13 protein-coding genes are annotated in these 18,416 nt (G+C 61.3%); 11 read left to right on the forward strand and 2 right to left on the reverse strand.

Going from position 1 to position 18,416, the window contains the following annotated elements; translation table 11 throughout:
- Nucleotides 1–72: 72 nt before the first annotated feature.
- From SSARUM2_RS20785 to SSARUM2_RS20795, 3 genes are all read left to right on the forward strand, one after another.
- Nucleotides 73–2,220: a phospholipase C, phosphocholine-specific gene (locus tag SSARUM2_RS20785; protein ID WP_060453172.1), complete on the forward strand. Its 2,148-nt coding sequence runs from the start codon at nucleotides 73–75 to the stop codon at nucleotides 2,218–2,220.
- 86 nt (nucleotides 2,221–2,306) lie between these two features.
- The gene (locus tag SSARUM2_RS20790) at nucleotides 2,307–3,443 is read left to right on the forward strand and encodes an ABC transporter substrate-binding protein (protein WP_033636036.1); all 1,137 of its coding nucleotides are present in this window, start codon (nucleotides 2,307–2,309) and stop codon (nucleotides 3,441–3,443) included.
- Nucleotides 3,444–3,603: 160 nt separating this feature from the next.
- On the forward strand, nucleotides 3,604–5,727 hold the full coding sequence (locus SSARUM2_RS20795) for a TonB-dependent siderophore receptor (RefSeq protein WP_060453173.1): 2,124 nt from the start codon (nucleotides 3,604–3,606) through the stop codon (nucleotides 5,725–5,727).
- Between the two features lie 27 nt (nucleotides 5,728–5,754).
- On the opposite strand, the gene SSARUM2_RS20800 is transcribed toward SSARUM2_RS20795, so the two are convergent.
- A complete protein-coding gene (locus SSARUM2_RS20800) occupies nucleotides 5,755–6,651 on the reverse strand; it encodes a LysR family transcriptional regulator (RefSeq protein WP_025304273.1) in 897 nt (298 codons plus the stop codon).
- Between the two features lie 272 nt (nucleotides 6,652–6,923).
- On the opposite strand from SSARUM2_RS20800, the gene SSARUM2_RS20805 reads away from it, so the two are divergent.
- The 8 genes from SSARUM2_RS20805 (at nucleotide 6,924) to SSARUM2_RS20840 (ending at nucleotide 17,935) form a co-directional block, all read left to right on the forward strand.
- On the forward strand, nucleotides 6,924–8,240 hold the full coding sequence (locus SSARUM2_RS20805) for a M20 family metallo-hydrolase (protein ID WP_060453174.1): 1,317 nt from the start codon (nucleotides 6,924–6,926) through the stop codon (nucleotides 8,238–8,240).
- Nucleotides 8,237–9,688 (forward strand): M20 family metallopeptidase, encoded by a 1,452-nt coding sequence (locus SSARUM2_RS20810; RefSeq protein WP_060453175.1) that lies wholly within the window; start codon nucleotides 8,237–8,239, stop codon nucleotides 9,686–9,688. Before SSARUM2_RS20805 ends, SSARUM2_RS20810 begins: the two co-directional genes overlap by 4 nt.
- Nucleotides 9,689–9,788: 100 nt before the next feature.
- Nucleotides 9,789–11,315, forward strand: a complete 1,527-nt coding sequence (abgT, locus tag SSARUM2_RS20815) for a p-aminobenzoyl-glutamate transporter (protein ID WP_028127596.1) — start codon at nucleotides 9,789–9,791, stop codon at nucleotides 11,313–11,315.
- A gap of 180 nt (nucleotides 11,316–11,495) precedes the next feature.
- Entirely contained in the window at nucleotides 11,496–12,422 is a 927-nt protein-coding gene (locus SSARUM2_RS20820) for an aminoimidazole riboside kinase (RefSeq protein ID WP_060453176.1), read from the forward strand.
- A 195-nt stretch (nucleotides 12,423–12,617) separates the two neighbouring features.
- Complete coding sequence (locus SSARUM2_RS20825; RefSeq protein ID WP_060453188.1) at nucleotides 12,618–14,027, forward strand: carbohydrate porin; 1,410 nt, start codon at nucleotides 12,618–12,620, stop codon at nucleotides 14,025–14,027.
- A gap of 63 nt (nucleotides 14,028–14,090) precedes the next feature.
- Nucleotides 14,091–15,461: a sucrose-specific PTS transporter subunit IIBC gene (locus SSARUM2_RS20830; RefSeq protein WP_060453177.1), complete on the forward strand. Its 1,371-nt coding sequence runs from the start codon at nucleotides 14,091–14,093 to the stop codon at nucleotides 15,459–15,461.
- Nucleotides 15,461–16,870, forward strand: coding sequence for a sucrose-6-phosphate hydrolase (locus SSARUM2_RS20835; protein WP_049235441.1), 1,410 nt, complete (start codon nucleotides 15,461–15,463; stop codon nucleotides 16,868–16,870). Before SSARUM2_RS20830 ends, SSARUM2_RS20835 begins: the two co-directional genes overlap by 1 nt.
- A gap of 30 nt (nucleotides 16,871–16,900) precedes the next feature.
- Complete coding sequence (locus SSARUM2_RS20840) at nucleotides 16,901–17,935, forward strand: LacI family DNA-binding transcriptional regulator (protein ID WP_041036713.1); 1,035 nt, start codon at nucleotides 16,901–16,903, stop codon at nucleotides 17,933–17,935.
- Between the two features lie 55 nt (nucleotides 17,936–17,990).
- Here SSARUM2_RS20840 and exbD read toward each other — a convergent pair whose 3' ends face one another.
- Complete coding sequence (exbD, locus tag SSARUM2_RS20845) at nucleotides 17,991–18,413, reverse strand: TonB system transport protein ExbD (protein WP_004937307.1); 423 nt, start codon at nucleotides 18,411–18,413, stop codon at nucleotides 17,991–17,993.
- Nucleotides 18,414–18,416 lie beyond the last annotated feature (3 nt).

Consider the following 18,416-nt stretch of genomic DNA (forward strand, 5'->3'; position numbering starts at 1 on the left):
CTCCCTGTTATTTTTCGCCATTATCGTCGTCAGCGGCTATCTTCAAAGCACACTGACGGAGATTAACGACGCATGCCTGACCTTTCACGCAGAGACATCCTGCGGGCTGCCGCCATCGGATCGGCTTTCTCACTGTTGCCCGCCTCGATTCGCAAAGCGCTGGCCATTCCCGCCAATAACCGCACCGGCACCCTGCGCGACGTCGAACACGTGGTGATCCTGATGCAGGAGAATCGCTCTTTCGACCACTACTTCGGCACCTTGCCTGGCGTGCGCGGCTTCAGCGATCGCTTCACCATTCCACTGCCCGGCGATCGCCATGTCTGGCAGCAGCAGGGCGCCGAGCGGCTGGTGCTGCCCTACCACCTGGACAGCAAACGCGGCAACGCCCAGCGCGTCACCGGCACGCCGCATTCGTGGGTGGATGAGCAAGCCGCCTGGGATCACGGCCGCATGAGCGCCTGGCCCACCTACAAAACGCCGGCCTCGATGGGCTACTACCGCCAGCAGGAGCTGCCGTTCCAGTTCGCGCTGGCCAACGCCTTTACCCTGTGCGACGCCTATCACTGCTCCATTCACGCCGGTACCAACACCAACCGGCTGTTCCACTGGACCGGCACCAACGGCCCGTCCGCCGCCGACGTGGCGGTGGTGGTCAACGAGTGGGACAGCCCCGGCCCGGCGGAGATCGGCTACCAGTGGACAACCTATCCGGAACGGCTGGAGGCAAGCGGCGTCAGTTGGAAGGTGTATCAATTCCTGCCGGACAACTTTACCGACAACCCGCTGGCGGGTTTTCGCCAATACCGCGCCGCCAGCATTCAGGTGGGCAATCCGGCGCGGCCGCCGAAAGACTTCAACGCCTTCGTGCCCTACAGCGATGCGCTCAACGAGGCCGCGCCGCTGTACAAGGGCAACGGCAACACCCTGCCGGCCGCCGACGGCAACGATCTGGACGCCATGCTGGCCGGATTTCGCGCCGACGTGCAGCAGGGAAAACTGCCGCAGGTCAGCTGGATCATCGCGCCGGCGGCCTATTCGGAACACCCCGATCCCTCCAGCCCGGTGCAGGGCGGCTGGTTCACCCAAGAGATCCTCAACGCGCTGACCGACAACCCGGAGGTGTGGAGTAAAACCGTCCTGCTGGTCAACTACGACGAAAACGACGGCTTTTTTGACCATATGCCTTCACCTTCCGCACCCTCGCTGCGCGAAGACGGCAGCTTCGCCGGTAAATCGACCGTGCCGTTCGACACCGAGATCTTCCAGCACGTGGCGCCGCCCGGTTCGCAGGATCAACCGCCGCCGGACGGCCGCATCTACGGCCCCGGCCCACGGGTGCCGATGCTGGTGCTGTCGCCCTGGAGCCGCGGCGGCTGGGTCAATTCGCAGGTCTTCGATCACACCTCGGTGCTGCAATTTTTGGAAAAGCGCTTTCAGGTGCATGAACCCAACATCAGCGCCTGGCGCCGCGCGGTGTGCGGCGATCTCACCTCGGCGTTCAACTTTGTCGATCCTAACGGCGAAGCGCTGCCGAGCCTGCCCGCCACCAGCCGCCACGCCGCCGACGGCCTGCGCCTGCGCCAAGAACAGCTGCCGCAGGTGCCGCTGCCATCCCCCGCCCACCAGCGTTTGCCCCATCAACGCCGCCTGGCACGCCCTTCCCGCGCGTTGCCGTACCAGCTGCACGTCGAAGCCACCGTCGCGGCCGAGCAGCGCCGCGTGACGCTGAACCTGTTCAATACCGGCGAGCAGGGAGCGGTGTTTCACGTCTACGATCGGCGGGATCTGACGCAGATCCCGCGCCGTTTTACCGTCGAGGCGGGTAAGGCGGTCAGCGACGACTGGCTGGCGGAGAGTGAGTACCATCTGTGGTTGCTCGGCCCCAACGGCTTTCATCGCGAGCTGCGCGGCGCCCTGAGCCGGCCGCAGCCGGAGGTGCGTTTGCGCCCGACGGGCCGCAGCCTGCTGCTGCAGCTGAACAATCCGGGCACCGAAGCGATAGCGGTTACCCTCGAACGCTGCCCCTACACGCAGCAAGGGCCGTGGCCTATCACGCTGCCGGCGGGCGGCAGCCACCAGCAAGCGTTTGACACCCGTGCCAGCGGCGGTTGGTATGACCTTACGCTGCAAGGCGCCGACGGCTGGCTGCGCCGCCTGGCGGGGCGGCTGGAGGATGGCGAACACAGCGTCAGCGACCCGCTGATGGGCCAGGGGTAATCGATCGGCATCAAGGGAGTTCAAAAAGCGAAAGGATATCGCTTATCATTGCGTTCTCGTTCCCAGCCGATTACCCAAGGATCTTCATGCCCGCTGTTCTTATCGCCAAAGCCGGCCGCTGGTTGGCCGCCTGCGTTTTGCTGTTGGCCGGCGCCGCTCAAGCCGCGCCTATCGTCGTCACCGATGTCGCCGGCCGTCAGGTCACCCTGCCGCAACCGGCCAAACGCGTTATTCTGGCCGATGCCCGCGCGCTACTAGCGCTGAATATTCTGCACCCGCAGCAGCCGCTGAAAAACATCATCGCCTGGGACAACTCGCTGAAGGTCAAAGCACCGGATCTGGTTGAGGCCTATGCGAAAAAATTTCCGCAGGTCATGCAAATCCCTACCTTCGACAACCCTTACACCAGTGATTTCAGCGTGGAAAGCGCGGTGGTGCGCCAACCGGACCTGATCATTTTCGACATCGGTCTGCTGAGCAAATTGAAAGACAGCGGCGTACTGACCCAGCTGGAAAAAGTCGGCATCCCGGTGCTGATCATCGATTTTCGCCAGCAGCCGCTGACCAACACCGTCGCCAGCATGGCGCTGTTGGGTAAAGTGTTTGACGAGCAGCCCAACGCCGACGCCTTTATTCGCCTCTATCAGCAGCGCCTCGAGCTGGTGCGCCAGCGCGTCGCCACGCTGAAACCGGAGCAGCGCCCCAGCGTCTTCATCGAGCGCAGCGCCGGCATCAAAGGCGATCAGTGCTGCAACACCTTCGGCAAAGGCAGCTTCGGGCAGTTCATCGATACCGCCGGCGGCAACAATATCGGCAGCAAGCTGTTTTCAGACATGGGCGGTGAAGTGAACGTCGAGCAGGTGATCAGCAGCAACCCGGATTTCTATCTGCTGACCGGCGCCGACTGGAGCCGCGGGCATCGCGGCACGCTGGCGGTGCCGCTGGGTTACGCTACCGATATGGCCACCAGCCAAAAGAAACTGGCGCATCTGCTGGATCGCACCGGCATTAACGTGCTGAAAGCGGTGAAAGAAAAACGCGTGATGGCGATTTACCATCAATTTTACGACACGCCGCTCAACTTTATCGCCGTTGAGGCGATCGCCAAATTCCTGCACCCGGCGCTGTTTAAAGATATTGATCCGCAAGCGGATATCGAAATGGTGCATCAGAAATTCACCGCGCTGGATTACAGCGGCGTCTTCTGGCTTACGCCGCAATAACCCCCGCCAGGGCCCGCCAGCCGGGCCCTGTTTCCCGCATTCATTATTTAGTTACCCACTTAACTATCCCGTAACAATTCTATTTACTTGCCAATAATTATCATTAAGATTGTCTTTTCTAAAAAAACACATCCGGGTCTGAAACTCTTAAGGCATTATTATGTCACCTCTTTTTCGGCTTTCCCTGCTGACGGCTGCCATCGCCGTCGCGTTCCCTGTCCTTGCTACTGATAATTCATCTCAGAACGATACCGATACCGTGACCGTCGTCGGCAACTGGCTGGACAACCCTGATACCAGTTCGGTGCTGCTCAACCATCCGGGCGCGCGTTCCATCGTCACCCAGCAGCAGATGCACGAACAGGGCGACCAAACCATCGCCGACAGCCTGCGCGGCGTACCCGGCGTGCAGGTGCGCGACAGCAACGGCACCGGCGGCAGCGACATCTCGCTCAACGTCGGCGTGCGCGGCCTGACTTCGCGTCTTTCTCCGCGCTCCACCATTTTGATGGACGGCGTCCCGCTGGCGGTCGCGCCTTACGGCCAGCCGCAGCTGTCGATGGCCCCGCTGTCTATCGGTAATCTGCAATCGGTGGACGTGGTGCGCGGCGGCGGCGCGGTGCGCTACGGGCCGCAGAACGTCGGCGGCGTGATCAACTTCGTTACCCGAGACATTCCCAAAACGTTTGGCGGCACCGCCAGCGTACAAACCCAGGGTGCCAGCCACGGCGGCCTGAAGACCCTGACCAGCGCCTCCGTGGGCGGCACCGCAGACAACGGCCTCGGCGCCGAGCTGCTCTACTCCGGCCTGCACGGCCAGGGCTACCGCGACAACAACGACAACACCGACATCGACGATTTCATGCTGAAAACGCGTTATGCGTTCAGCGATCGCGACGAGCTGCTGGCCAATTTCCACTACTACGACGCCAAAGCCGGCATGCCGGGCGGGCTGAGTGCCGCGCAATACGCGCAAAACCCGTTCCAATCCACGCGGCCGTGGGACCAGTTCGAAGGCCGCCGCAAGGATATGTCGTTCAAGTACAAACATCAGGAAGACGACAAACAGTTCGAAGTGTTGACCTACTTCACCGACAGTTATCGCGGCAGCAACATCGAATCGGAAGGCACCGGCAAAAACGCGGGCCAGCGGCGCATGGTCTCCTATCCGCGTCACTATTCAACCTGGGCTATCGAACCAAGCTATTCGCAGGTCTTCCGCTTCTGGGATATGGCGCACGAGATCACCCTCGGTTACCGTTACCTGAATGAAACCATGGACGAAAAGGCGTCGCGTTCGGCCTGGTATAATCCGTCGGATATCGGCTCGACGCCGGAGACCCCGGACTATTACCAGCACACCTCCGGCGGCACCGCGGCCAACGCGTTCTATATCGACGACACCATCAACGTCGGCAACTGGACGGTCACGCCGGGCCTGCGTTATGAAAGCATCCGCACCCACGTGGACGATGCCTTCAACAACATCAGCCGCGAGAAAAGCTACAGCGAACCGCTGCCGTCCTTGAACGTGATGTACCACCTGTCCGACGCCTGGAAGCTGTTCGCCAACGCCAACACCTCGTTCGGCAGCATGCAGTATTTCCAGCTGACCAAAGGCGGCAACGGCAACCAACCTGCGCCGGGGCTGACGGCGGAGAAAGCACATACCTATGAATTCGGCACCCGCTACGACGACACCGTGGTCAAAGCCGAAGCCACGCTGTTCTACATCGACTTCGATAACCAGCTGCAATACATCAGCAACGACGTAGGCTGGACCAATATGGGCGCCACCAAGCACAAAGGTATCGAGCTGGCGCTCAGCTACGATCTCAGCGAGCTGAACCGGACGCTCGACGGCGCCAGCGTCTATACCAGCTATACCTACACCAAGGCCAGCACCGATAAGGGCGACTTCGCCGGTAAAGACCTGCCGTTCTACTCGCGCCAGGTGTATACCGTCGGCACGCGCTACGCCACCGGCAGCTGGGTATGGAATCTGGACGGCTACGCGCAGTCCAAACAGCATTCGCCGGGCACCGGGCCGGAGTACGTCACGCAGGAAAGCGCCGATGGTCAGTTCGGCGATATCGCCGGCTACATGGTGTGGAATGTGCGCGGGGAATATAACTTCGGGCCGCAGCTGTCGAACCTGACGCTGGGCGCCGGGGTGAAAAACCTGTTCGATCAGCGTTACTTCACCCGCTCCAACGACAATAACTTCGGCAAGTACGTCGGCGAACCGCGCACCTTCTTCGTGCAGGGGTCGATCGCCTTCTGATACCGAGGCCCCGCCGGGGCCTCGGTATCACCGACAGTAAAGGCGAAACAGGCGCGCCAGGTGCGCGCCCATCGGCGTCAAAGTGGTGTCCTTGCGTTGGATAAGATAAAACGTCGCTTTCGGCAGACTCTCTTCCAGCTCGAGCGGCACCAAATGCTTGCCCAGAATCGGATCCGAAATCACGTCCACCGACAGAATGCTAACAAAATCGCTCTGCGCCACCAGGCTGGTACAAGCCATAAAGGTCTCGCAGGTCACGCTGATCGACGGCGCCATGCCCAAGTCCCCGAACAGATCGTGCAATAACCGGTAATAACTGCCTTTCGGTGTCGGCATGGTCCAGTCGCAGTGCTGCAGCTGTTTCAGCGAGGTCGCCCCCTCCATCGGATGCCCTTTGCGCACCACCACCCGATACTCTTTTTCCATCAGCCGTTCGTACTGCAACTCGTTGTCGAGGCTGCTGGGATAGTAGGTATTGACGGTAAAATCCAGCTCGCCCTGGCGCAGTTCAGGGATCATCGACACCAGCTGCCCCTCGACGATGCGCACCTTCACGTTGGGATACTCACGATGAAACTGCGTGACCACCTGCGGCATCACGGTGCGCGCAATGCTGCCACCGACGCCGATATTCACCGTGCCGCCCGCCAACCCCAGCCGCTGCTGGATATCTTCCTGCGCCACCCGCAGCTCTTCAAGGATCAGGCTGGCATGCTGGAAAAAGTTATCGCCGCAGTCGGTCAAGACCACACCCTGGCTACGGCGAATAAACAGCTTGGCGCCCAGCACCTCCTCCAGCTCCTGAATGGCCTTGGTCAGTGCAGGCTGGGAAAGGCGTGAGGTGCGGCTGGCGGCGCGGATGCTGCCCTGGCGGCTAACGTCCACAAATGCACGTAATTGGTGCAATTTTATCGAGGCTGGCATAGGCGAAAGGCGATAACCGTTATTTATCAATAGCAAGATATTGGCATCTTATTTAGCCAGATTCCATTGTGTACATTCGGAAAAAACATAATAAATAACCAAATTCTTATTTCGCTTAATTAAGCGCATTTTCTGCGCCAATAAGCACCATTCACGGCAGTTAGTAACCAAATACACCTTTTTCTTTGCAATAGCTTCACCGTCTGATTTCAGTTCAGAGCATAACTGCTGCCTGGAGCGATCCAGCGCGCGATAACTTATGAGATATCACTATGACTAATTCGCTTTCGATGTTGGTGGCCGATTTGTACCCGCAATTACAGGCCTGGCGCCGCGACTTCCATCGCTATGCCGAGTCCGGCTGGTTTGAGTTCCGCACCGCTACCCTGGTGGCGGAAGAACTCGATCGGCTGGGTTATCGCCTGCAGCTGGGCCGCGAGGTCATCAAGGCAGAGTCTCGCATGGGGCTGCCTTCGTCCGATGAGCTGGAAGCGCAGGAACAGCGCGCCCGCAATCAGGGGGCGTTGGAAAAATGGTTGCCGCACTTTTCCGGCGGCTTCGCCGGCATCGTCGCAACGCTCGATACCGGCCGCCCCGGCCCAACCATCGCCTACCGCGTGGATATGGACGCCCTCGATCTCAACGAGTTGCTGGAACCCGAACACCTGCCGTTCCGTGAAGGCTTCGCCTCTTGCAACAGCGGCATGATGCATGCATGCGGTCATGACGGCCATACCACCATCGGCCTGGGGCTGGCGCACGTCTTCAAAAGCCTGGAGCCCCAGCTTAGCGGCACCGTCAAACTGATCTTCCAGCCGGCGGAAGAAGGCACCCGCGGCGCAAAATCGATGGTGGAGGCCGGCGTGGTGGACGACGTCGATTTCTTCACCGCGGTGCATATCGGCACCGGCGTGCCGGCCGGTGAGCTGGTGTGCGGCAGCGACAGCTTTATGGCCACCAGCAAGCTGGACGTCACCTTCCGCGGCGTCGCCTCCCACGCCGGCGCCAGGCCGGAAGACGGTCGCAACGCTCTGCTGGCAGCGGCCCAGGCTGCGCTGGGGCTTTACGCCATCCCGCGCCACAGCGAAGGCAGCTCGCGCATCAATGTCGGCGTGCTGCAGGCCGGCACCGGCCGCAACGTGATCGCCGATCGGGCGTTTATGAAGGTGGAAACGCGCGGCGCCACCAATGAGATCAACGCGTTCGTCTATCAGCAGGCGCTGAACGCCATCGAAGGCGCAGCCAAGATACACGGCGTCGCCTGCGACATCGCGCTGATGGGCGCTGCGCAGAGCAGCAAACCGACCCAACCGTGGGTGGATTACATCCGCCGCCAGGCACAGCAGGTAACCGAACTGACCTCGGTGGTCGATCGCCGCGAACAGGCTGCGGGTTCAGAAGACGCCACCTACATGATGGAGCGGGTGAAATCCCGCGGCGGCCAGGCCTCATACGTCATTTTCGGCACCGAGCTGAGCGCCGGGCACCATAACGAAAAATTCGACTTCAACGAGCAGGTGATGGCGGTGGCGGTGAAAACGCTGGCATCGCTGGCGCTGAACCTGCCGACATTCGGGAGCGAAGCATGAGCAACTCAGCACTGCAGGCATTTATCGACGACTACATTGACCAACGCCGACCCCGCCTCAGCGCGCTGAGCGACGCGATTTGGGACCACCCGGAAACGCGCTTCAACGAGACCTATTCCGCCACGTTGCTGGCCGATGCGCTGGAGCAGGAAGGTTTCTCGGTCGAACGCGGCGTGGGCGACATCGAGACGGCGTTTATCGCCAGCTACGGCAGCGGCCACCCGGTCATCGCGCTGCTGGGCGAGTACGACGCGCTGGCCGGGCTGAGCCAGCAGGCGGGCCGCGCCACGCCGCAGCCACTGGTGGAAAACGGCAACGGCCATGGCTGTGGCCACAACCTGCTGGGCACCGCGGCGCTGGCGGGCGCCTTCGCCGCCAAGGCGTGGATGCAGCAAAACCGGCTGACCGGCACCCTGCGCTTCTACGGTTGCCCGGGCGAAGAAGGCGGCTCCGGCAAAACCTTTATGGTGCGCGAAGGCCTGTTCGACGACGTCGACGCCGCCCTCACCTGGCACCCGGAAGGCTTCAGCGGCATGTTCAATACCAGTACGCTGGCCAACATTCAGGCGGCGTTTCACTTCAAGGGCGTCGCCGCCCATGCCGCCAACTCGCCGCACCTGGGGCGCAGCGCGCTGGACGCGGTGACGCTGATGAATACCGGCGCCAACTTCCTGCGCGAACATATCGTGCAAGAAGCGCGGCTGCACTACGCGGTCACCAACACCGGCGGCAACTCCCCCAACGTGGTGCAGGCCGACGCCGAGGTGTTGTACCTGATCCGCGCTCCGCAGCTCGACCAGGCGCAGGACATTTACCAACGGGTGATTAACATCGCCAAGGGCGCAGCACTGATGACTGACACCCAGATGGAAGTGCGCTTCGACAAGGCCTGCTCCAACTATGAGCCAAACCGCAGCCTGGAACGCGCGATGTATCAAAACCTGTGTGATTTCGGTCTGCCCGAGTACAGCGACGCCGAACGCCGCTTCGCCGAGGAAATCCGCCAGACGCTGAGCCGCGACGATCTGCGCAACGCCAAACTCAACATTGCCCGCACCGGCGGCGCAGCCGGGCGCGAGTGGGTGCAGTTGCTGGGAGAAAAGGTGCTGATGGACGAGGTCGCTCCTTATGTGGAATCCGACGACCTGCTGTACGGTTCTACCGACGTTGGCGACGTAAGCTGGGTGGCGCCGACCGCCCAATGCTTTAGCCCCTGTTTCGCACTCGGCACCCCTCTGCACACCTGGCAACTGGTGGCGCAGGGCCGCACCGCTATCGCCCATAAGGGCATGTGCCTGGCCGGCAAGGTGATGGCGGCGACCGCCATCGATCTGCTGAGCGACAGCGCTCTGCTGGCGCGCTGCCGCAGCGAGTTTGAACGCCGGCGCGCCGAACAGCCGTACCGCTGCCCAATCCCGCAGGGGGTGAAACCCTCCCCATTGAAATAGCATGAACAGACAGGGCCCGGAGAACCGGGCCACTAAGCATAATTATAAATAAATCAAATAATAACAATCACACAACAGAGCAAACACAGAGGGTAAAATCATGAGTGAGGCCACAACGCCAATCAATAAAAGCCCCGGACGCGTTTTTTACTGGGTGGAACGCATCGGCAATAAGATCCCCAATCCGTTTTTACTGTTCGTCTATTTGATCCTGGTGCTTATGCTGGCCACCGCGCTGTTTTCCTGGCTCGACGTGGCGGTGAAAAATCCGGCCACCGGCGAGCTCATCAAGGTCAATAACCTGATGAGCGTGGCGGGCATGCAGTGGATATTTCCCAACATCATCCATAACTTCAGCAGCTTTGCGCCGCTGGGGGCTATTTTGGCGCTGGTGATAGGCGCCGGCCTGGCGGAAAAGGTCGGCCTGCTGCAGGCGCTGATGTATAAAATGGCCTCGCGCGTCAGCGCCCGCTACGCCAGTTATATGGTGCTGTTTATCGCCTTCTTCAGCCATATCTCGTCGGACGCCGCGCTGGTGGTGATGCCGCCCCTTGGCGCGCTGATGTTTGTGGCGGTGGGCCGCCACCCGATAGCCGGACTGCTGGCGGCGATCGCCGGCGTCGCCTCCGGCTTTACCGCCAACCTATTGATCGTCACCACCGACGTATTGCTTTCCGGCATCAGCACCGAAGCCACCAAAGCGGTGGATGGCGCGGTTCACGTTAGCGTAATCGACAACTGGTACTTTATGGCCACCTCCGTGATCGTGCTGACCATCGCCGGCGCGCTGCTCACCGACAAGTTTATCGAGCCCCGGCTGCCGAAGTGGCAAGGCGGCGCCGAAGACAAAATCGCAGCGCTGACCCCGTTGCAAAACCGGGGGCTGATGATGAGCGGCATCGCCGCGCTGGTGTTTATCGCCATCATCGCCGCTCTGGTGGTGCCGGAGGCCGCGCCGCTGCGTGACCCGAACACCGGTTCGGTGATCCCTTCTCCGTTCATCAAGGGCATTGTGCCGATCATCATCCTGTTCTTCTTCACCGTCGCCATTACCTATGGCGTAGTCACCAAACAGATCCGGCGGCCGGATGACATTCCCCACCACTTGCTCGATCCGATGAAAAGCATGGCGGGTTTTATCGTGATGGTGTTTCCGCTGTCGCAGTTCGTGGCGTTCTTTAACTGGAGCAACATGGGCAAGTTTATGGCCGTCGGCCTGACCGATATGCTGGAAGCCGCCGGCATGAGTGGCGCGCCGGCATTTCTCGGCCTGATGTTCCTCTCCGCCTTCCTGTGCATGTTCATCGCCAGCGGCTCGGCGATCTGGTCAATTTTGGCGCCGATCTTCGTGCCGATGTTTATGCTGCTCGGTTTTCACCCGGCGTTCGCCCAGATGATCTTTCGCATCGCCGACTCTGCGGTGCTGCCGCTGGCGCCGATGTCGCCGTTCCTGCCGCTGTTCCTCGGCTTCCTGCAGCGCTACCGCAAAGACGCTCAACTCGGCACTTATTACGTGCTGATCCTGCCCTATCCTGTGGTGTTCTTCAGCGTGTGGATTTTGCTGCTGCTGGTCTGGTATGCGCTTGGGTTGCCAATCGGCCCGGGCGTGTATCCGAAACTGGGCTAAACCGCCCCGCTACCTCGCCCCCGAGCCGGCTCGCGGGGCGGGTTCTCTTCCCCCCGATCCCCGAAAAAAAATTGATCTTCCTCACCCTCCCAACGCCCCAGCGCATTATTTCATTGCCTTGCTAAACCGGTTCTTCTATTTTAGCACCCCATCTGACAAGGACAAAAACAGGGATTAAGCATGATGAATCGCGTATGGGTACTGGGCGACGCCGTGATCGACCTGGTGCCGGAAAATGCCAACGGTTATCTCAAATGCCCCGGCGGCGCGCCGGCTAACGTGGCGGTGGGTATCGCCCGGCTCGGTGGCGACAGCGCTTTTATCGGGCGAGTGGGGCAAGACAGCTTCGGCGCCTTTTTGCAGCGGGTGCTGAGCGATGAAGGGGTGGATATCGGCCATATGCGGCCGGATCCCGAACACCACACCTCCACGGTCGTGGTGGATCTCGATCTGCAGGGTGAGCGCTCATTCACGTTTATGGTGCAGCCCAGCGCCGATCTGTTTTTGCAGCCCGACGATCTGCCGGTTTTCCAACAGGGCGAATGGCTGCACCTCTGCTCCATCGCGCTCTCGCAGGAGCCCAGCCGCAGCGCGGCCTTTACCGCGATGGAACGCATTCGGGCGGCCGGCGGCCGGGTCAGTTTCGATCCCAACATCCGCGAAGAGGTCTGGCGCCAGCCGGAAGCGCTGCGCCCCTGCCTGCAAAAGGCGCTGCTGCTGGCGGACGTGGTGAAACTGTCGCGCGAAGAGCTGGCTTTCATCAGCCATCTTGACGATCTGGAGAACGCCATTCGCTGGATGATGCAAACCTATCCGCTGCGCCTGCTGCTGGTGACGCTGGGCGGCGACGGCGTCTGCGTACACGATGGGCAGCGTCTGCGCCATTTCCACGCGCCATCGATCGTGCCGGTCGATACCACCGGCGCCGGCGACGCCTTCGTCGCCGGGCTGTTAGCGGCGCTGGCGCGCCTTCACGAATTGCCGCAGGAAGCGCAATGGCCGGCGGTTATCGCCCAGGCCCAGGCCTGCGGCGCGCTGGCCACCACCGCCAAAGGCGCCATGACCGCCCTGCCCCGCGCCGACGAGCTGGCCGCTTTCCTGCGTTGATCCACTGCATTCACGGCGATCCGCAGGTTCGCCGTGCTCTTTTACCCACGATTTGCGCGCTCGATCACAATAGCTGAATCGGGTTAGCTAACTGAGTTGCCAGCTCGCTTCGCTCTCGTTATCTTTCGCCATGAAAAACCGGTTTAGCAATTTAGCAAACAATAATAACAACCCTTACCCGGATGATAGACGATGATAAAAAAACTCAGCTATTTGGCGATAACAACAGGGCTTTTCCTCTCCGCTTCCAGCGCAGCGGCCTCGGGCAGCGGCAGCATCGAGGCGCGTCTCAACGCGCTGGAACAACGTCTGGCGCAGGCGGAACGGCGCGCCGCACAGGCTGAAACCCGCGCGACGGCGGCGGAACGTCGGGCGCAACAGCTGGAACAACGCACCGCCAACACCGAACGGCAAACCGCACAGATTGCGCAGCAGGCCGCCACGCCGGAAACGCCGGTTGCCCCGGCCAGCGCGCTGCAGCTGAGCGGATTCAATGACCTGAAGCTGTACGGGGATGTGGAGTTCAATCTGGACGGCGCCAGCCGCAGCGGCCAGCTGACGTCGCTGAAAGGCAGCGACCACAAGGACTGGAAGCCCGGCAACAAAGAACGTTGGGATATCAACGGCCGCATTCTGGTCGGGCTGGACGACTACCGCCGCAATCCGGACGGCAACTTCTCCGGCTTCAGCGTGCAGCCGCTGGCGGACATGACCGGCAAAATGAACCTGGACGACGCCGCCTTCTTCTTCGGCAATGAAAAGAACTGGCAAACCAAAATCGGCCGCTTTGAAGCCTACGACATGTTCCCGCTGAATCAGGACACCTTCATTCAATACTCCGGCAATACCGCCAACGATCTGTACGCCGACGGCTTCGGCTATATCTACATGATGAAAGAGGGCCGCGGCCGCAGCAGCAGCGGCGGCAACCTGATGCTGAGCAAATACGCCGGTGATGTCTATTTCGAGCTGAACACGCTGGTGGAGGACGGCACTTCGCTGTTCCAGGACAACAGCTACCACGGCAACGCCCTGGACAATAAGAAAAACGTCGCCTATTTACGGCCGGTGATCGCCTGGAAAAAAGACGCCTTCAGCATCGCGGCGGCGATGGAAAGCAACGTGGTGAATAACGCCTACGGCTATCGGGACAGCCAGGGCCGTTTCGTCGATCAGTCCAAGCGCAACGGCTACGGCATGACGATGAGCTGGAACAACAGCGCCACCGATCCGGACAACGGCGTGGTGGCCAACCTGAGCACCGCCTATCTGGATGCCTCAGGCGAGCAAGACTTCACCGCCGGCGTCAACGTGCTGTGGCGGCGCTTCGAACTGGGTTATATCTATGCCCATAACAATATCAAAGAGTTCAATACCGCCGGGATCGCCGCCGATATCCACAACCCGCTCAGCGAACCGGGCAACTACGACATCCACACCGTTCACGCGTCGTATCAGATACCTGACATTATGAATATGAAGAATTTCAATCTGTATTTAGGCGCCTATGTGTCGCTGCTGGAGGCCAACGCCGACAACAAGATCGCCAACGGCGACAACGATCAACGTTACGGCATGCGCGCCAGATTCAAGTATTTCTTCTGACATCGATTCACGGCGCTGCGCCGCAAACGGCGCGGCGGCATTTTTATTTAGCAAGGGGACAACATGGACATTACCGCAACCGCCAACGCGCTGTTGCCGCTGCTTGGCGGTAAAGAGAATATCGCCAGCGCCGCCCACTGCGCCACGCGCCTGCGCCTGGTGCTGGTGGACGACAGCAAAGTGGACAAAGAGGCCATCGGCAAACTGGACGGCGTCAAAGGCTGCTTCAGCAACGCCGGTCAAATCCAGGTGATCTTCGGCACCGGGCTGGTGAACAAGGTGCATGCGGAATTCATCAAGGCGGCGGGCGTCAGCGAATCCAGCAAGGCCGAAGCCGCCGATATCGCGGCGAAAAAGCTCAACCCGCTGCAGCGCATCGCCCGCCTGCTGTCGAACATCTTCGTGCCGATCATTCCGGCGATCGTCGCTTCCGGCCTGCTGATGGGGCTGCTCGGCATGGTGAAAACCTACGGCTGGGCCGATGCCAACAGCGCGCTGTTCATCATGCTGGATATGTTCAGCTCGGCGGCGTTCATTATCCTGCCGATTCTGATCGGCTTCACCGCCGCACGCGAATTCGGCGGCAACCCCTATCTGGGTGCCACGCTCGGCGGCATTTTGACGCATCCGGCGCTGACCAACGCCTGGGGCGTCGCCGAGGGTTTCCATACCATGAACTTCTTCGGTCTGGAGATCGCCATGATTGGCTATCAGGGCACCGTGTTCCCGGTGCTGCTGACGGTGTGGTTCATGAGCCTGCTGGAAAAGCGGCTGCGCAAGGTGATCCCCAACGCGCTCGATCTGATCCTGACGCCGTTCCTGACGGTGGTCATCTCAGGCTTTGTCGCCCTGCTGTTTATCGGCCCCGCCGGCCGCGCGCTGGGCGACGGCATCTCCTTCGTGCTCAGCACGCTGATTGCCCATGCGGGCTGGTTCGCCGGGCTGCTGTTCGGCGGCCTCTATTCCGCTATCGTCATTACCGGCATTCACCACAGTTTCCATGCGGTAGAGGCCGGGCTGCTCGGCAACCCCAATATCGGCGTCAACTTCCTGCTGCCGATCTGGTCGATGGCCAACATCGCGCAGGGCGGCGCCTGCCTGGCGGTGTATTTCAAAACCCGCGACGCCAAAATCAAAGCCATCGCGGTGCCGTCGGCCTTTTCCGCCATGCTCGGCATCACCGAGGCGGCGCTGTTCGGCATCAACCTGCGCTTCGTGAAGCCTTTCATGGCGGCGCTGGCGGGCGGCGCGCTCGGCGGCGCCTGGGTGGTGGCCAACCACGTCGGCATGAACGCGGTCGGGTTGACGGCGATCCCCGGCATGGCGATCGTGCAGGCCAGTTCGCTGGTCAGCTATATCCTCGGCCTGGCGATCGCTTTTGGCAGCGCCTTCGTGCTCTCCCTGCTGCTGAAATATAAAACGGACGCGCAATGATGGAAGAACTCAGCTTAATCAAACAGGCGCTGCGGGCGGTAATGAACGGCCAGCCACGCGCACTGCGCGATCCGCACCGCCCGGCCTGGCATCTGGCGCCCAGCGTTGGCTTGCTGAACGATCCCAACGGCTTTATCCAGCACAACGGCGTTTATCACCTGTTCTATCAGTGGAACCCGCTGGGCTGCGATCATCGCAACAAGTGCTGGGGACACTGGCAATCGACCGATTTATTGCGTTGGGAACATCAGCCGATCGCCCTGGCGCCGGGCGCCTGTTACGACAGCCACGGCTGTTACTCCGGCTCGGCGGTGGTGGCGGAAGACAAAATCACGCTGATCTACACCGGCAACGTGAAATTCCCCGACGGCTCGCGCACCGCTTACCAATGCCTGGCTCAGGAAAGCGATCGGAGCGAATACCGCAAACTCGGGCCGGTGCTGCCGCTGCCGGAGGGCTACAGCGGCCACGTACGCGATCCGAAAGTGTGGCGTCATCAGGATGCCTGGTACATGGTGCTCGGCGCGCGTGACTTGCAGGATCGCGGCAAGGTGCTGCTGCTGCGTTCCTGCGATCTGCGCGACTGGCAAGCGCTGGGGGAGATCGCCGGTTCCGGCCTGAACGACCTGGGTGAATTCGGTTACATGTGGGAGTGCCCGGATCTGTTCTCGCTGGACGGCGACGACGTGTTGATCTGCTGCCCGCAGGGGCTGGCGCCGCAGCCGGAACGCTATCTCAACCGTTATCAGGCCGGCTATCTGCTCGGCAAGCTGGATTACCGGCAGGCGGCCTTCAGCCACGGCGAATTTCGCGAGCTGGACGCCGGCTTCGAGTTCTACGCGCCCCAGACGACGCAGGCGGAAGATGGCCGCCGCCTGCTGTTCGGCTGGATGGGCGTGCCCGAGCAAGATGAAGAAGCCCACCCGACGCGCCGTTACGGCTGGATCCACACCATGACCTGCCCGCGCGAGCTGTCGCTGCGGCATGGCCGCCTCTACCAGCGCCCGGCGCGCGAGCTGCAACAGCTGCGCGGCGAGCGGGCTGGCTGGCAAGGCCACGCCGATGACGCCCCCGCCTATGCGCTGGGCGCCGCGGAGCTGCAGCTGACGCCGCAGGGCGCGTTCAGCGCCGCCTTTGGCGACGCCATGACGCTGAGCTGGGACGGCGAACGGCTGCAGCTGACGCGTGCTTCCCTGGCCGACGGTAGGCCGGAGCACCGTTACTGGCACGGCCCGGTCACGCATCTGCAGCTGCTGTTCGATCGTTCCAGCGTGGAGATTTTCATCAACCACGGCGAGGCGGTGATGAGCGCGCGCTACTTCCCGGCAGCTGAACCGCAATTGCGGCTGAACGGGAGCGCGCCGCTGGCGTTGGAATACTGGCCGCTGACGCCATGCATGCTAGAATGACGCATCCTCCGATGACTTCAGACGGCGTCAGTGAAAAAAAATAAACGCATTACCATCAGTGACATCGCCACGCTGGCCGGGGTGTCGAAATCGACCGCCAGCCTGGTGCTGAACGGCCGCAGCAAGGAATACCGGGTGTCCGACGACACCCGCGATCGCATTCTGGCGCTGGCGCACGAACACCATTATCAGCCCAGCATCCACGCCCGCTCTTTGCGCTCCAACCGCAGCCACACGCTGGGGCTGGTGGTGCCGGAGATGACCAACTACGGCTTTGCGGTGATCTCGCGCGAGCTGGAAACGCTGTGCCGCGAGGCCGGTCTGCAGCTGTTGATCGCCTGTACCGATGAAAACCCGGCGCAGGAGATGATGGCGGTGAACAGTCTGGTGCAGCGGCAGGTCGACGGCCTGATCGTCGCTTCCAGCCAGTTGAACGACGCGGAATACCAGAAGATCAACGCCGGGCTGCCGGTGGTGCAGATGGATCGCCTGATCGCCGGTTCCGAACTGCCGCTGGTGATCACCGACTCGGTCAATTCGACCGCCGACCTGGTGGAGAAGGTCGCGCGCCAGCATCCGGATGAGATCTATTTTCTCGGCGGGCAGCCGCGCATTTCACCGACTCGCGATCGGCTGGCCGGCTTCCAGCTTGGCCTGGAGCGCGCCGGCGTATCGTGCAAACCGGAATGGATCATCAACGGCAGCTATCACCCCAGCTCGGGTTACGAGATGTTCGCTCAGCTGTGCGCCCAACTGGGGCGTCCGCCTAAAGCGCTGTTCACCGCCGCCTGCGGCCTGTTGGAAGGGGTATTGCGTTATCTGACTCAGCATCAGCTGATGGAAAGCGACATCCACCTGTGCAGCTTCGACGATCACTACCTGTTCGACTGCATGACGTTGAAGATAGACACGGTGGCGCAGGACTGCCGGGCGCTGGCGCAACATAGCTTCAGCCAGGTCACCGCGCTCATCGACGAGCGGCCGCTGGAACAGAACGCGCTTTATCTGCCGGGCCGTATCCACTGGCGCCATGCCGGTTCGCGGGCGTTGTTGGCCGGGGAGTGATATTTCTGAATCTATAAAAAAGGGCGCCTGAGCGCCCTTTATCGTTTTGCTGCCGCTACTTGGCGGCGCCTTCCATGCCCACCAGCCCCACTTTCAGGTAGCCGGCTTTACGCAGGGTGTCCATCACGCTCATCAGCGTTTCATAGTCCACGCTCTTGTCCGCCTGGAAGAAGATGGTGGTTTCTTTGTTGGCCTGAGTGCGTTGATCCAGCACCGAAGTCAGCTGATCGGCATTCACCGGCTGATCGCCAACGTAGAGCTGCTTGTCGGCCTTCACCGACAGGAACACCGGTTTTTCCGGCCGCGGCTGCGGTTTGGCGGAAGAAGCCGGCAGATCGACGCGGATATCTACCGTTGCCAGCGGCGCGGCCACCATAAAGATGATCAACAGCACCAACATGACGTCGATAAACGGCGTCACGTTGATTTCATGCAGTTCGCCGCTGTCGTCCAGATCTTCATTTAAGCGCATCGCCATGAC

The sequence above is a fragment of the Serratia sp. K-E0102 genome, assembly GCF_029962625.1.
In the GTDB taxonomy this organism is placed as follows: Bacteria; Pseudomonadota; Gammaproteobacteria; order Enterobacterales; family Enterobacteriaceae; genus Serratia; species Serratia sarumanii.

Bases quoted from the DNA above. Each gene is read 5' to 3' on its own strand.
- SSARUM2_RS20785 (WP_060453172.1), top strand. From the start codon at position 73: ATGCCTGACCTTTCACGCAGAGACATCCTGCGGGCTGCCGCCATCGGA.
- SSARUM2_RS20790 (WP_033636036.1), top strand. From the start codon at position 2,307: ATGCCCGCTGTTCTTATCGCCAAAGCCGGCCGCTGGTTGGCCGCCTGC.
- SSARUM2_RS20795 (WP_060453173.1), top strand. From the start codon at position 3,604: ATGTCACCTCTTTTTCGGCTTTCCCTGCTGACGGCTGCCATCGCCGTC.
- SSARUM2_RS20800 (WP_025304273.1), bottom strand. From the start codon at position 6,651: ATGCCAGCCTCGATAAAATTGCACCAATTACGTGCATTTGTGGACGTT.
- SSARUM2_RS20805 (WP_060453174.1), top strand. From the start codon at position 6,924: ATGACTAATTCGCTTTCGATGTTGGTGGCCGATTTGTACCCGCAATTA.
- SSARUM2_RS20810 (WP_060453175.1), top strand. From the start codon at position 8,237: ATGAGCAACTCAGCACTGCAGGCATTTATCGACGACTACATTGACCAA.
- abgT (WP_028127596.1), top strand. From the start codon at position 9,789: ATGAGTGAGGCCACAACGCCAATCAATAAAAGCCCCGGACGCGTTTTT.
- SSARUM2_RS20820 (WP_060453176.1), top strand. From the start codon at position 11,496: ATGATGAATCGCGTATGGGTACTGGGCGACGCCGTGATCGACCTGGTG.
- SSARUM2_RS20830 (WP_060453177.1), top strand. From the start codon at position 14,091: ATGGACATTACCGCAACCGCCAACGCGCTGTTGCCGCTGCTTGGCGGT.
- SSARUM2_RS20835 (WP_049235441.1), top strand. From the start codon at position 15,461: ATGGAAGAACTCAGCTTAATCAAACAGGCGCTGCGGGCGGTAATGAAC.
- exbD (WP_004937307.1), bottom strand. From the start codon at position 18,413: ATGGCGATGCGCTTAAATGAAGATCTGGACGACAGCGGCGAACTGCAT.